Source organism: Pseudogemmobacter sp. TB195 (genome assembly GCF_058313095.1).
Window position 1 is genome coordinate 1 of sequence record NZ_JBZEGG010000167.1, and the last position, 576, is coordinate 576.

The 576-nt window shown below is 56.2% G+C and carries 1 protein-coding gene; it reads right to left on the reverse strand.

Annotation, left to right across the window (positions count from 1 at the left end):
- Positions 1-396 (reverse strand): transposase family protein (locus AC4FS3_RS29190; protein ID WP_491023449.1); only part of this gene is annotated, 396 nt, incomplete at its 3' end.
- Between the last annotated feature and the right edge of the window lie 180 nt (positions 397-576).

Sequence of the window (576 nt, forward strand, 5' to 3'; positions counted from 1 at the left end):
GATCGGATAGGTCTTGAATTTCCGTTTCGGCTGCTTGTCGCCTGTCACTTCGGGCAACCGGCTGATCCCATGTCGCTGCAAGCAGCGATGCAGGGAGGAGCGCGTCAGATGCGGGATCGTGGCTTGCAGGGCATAGAGGCAATCATCAAGCGGTAACAGCGTGTGCCGGCGGAAGGCGACAATGATAGCCTCATCCTCGACTGTGAGTACACTTGAACGAGGATCCCTTGGGCCGGTCGGCAAATCCCGGGTCGCAGTCCGCTTCTTCCATTTAGCCACGGTCTTTTGGTTGATCCCGTAGCGCTTCGCAAGCGCCCTCAGGCTCTCTTGACTATGTTGTATCGCTCGACGGACCGCCTCTGTCGTGCGGGCGCTCCCGTGTAGAATTTGGCCCATAGCGCATCCCTCCACTCCGGCGAGAATAATGCACCATCAAATGCCGGGACTAAACACCTAGGCTCAGGACCTATTAATTTGGTTTGAGATGTGATTCACGGCTTCGAAAAGGAGGCCGTGATGGGTGATTTGTTTCTACTGAGCGAAGGCCAGATGGCGCGGATATCACCGCATTTTCCG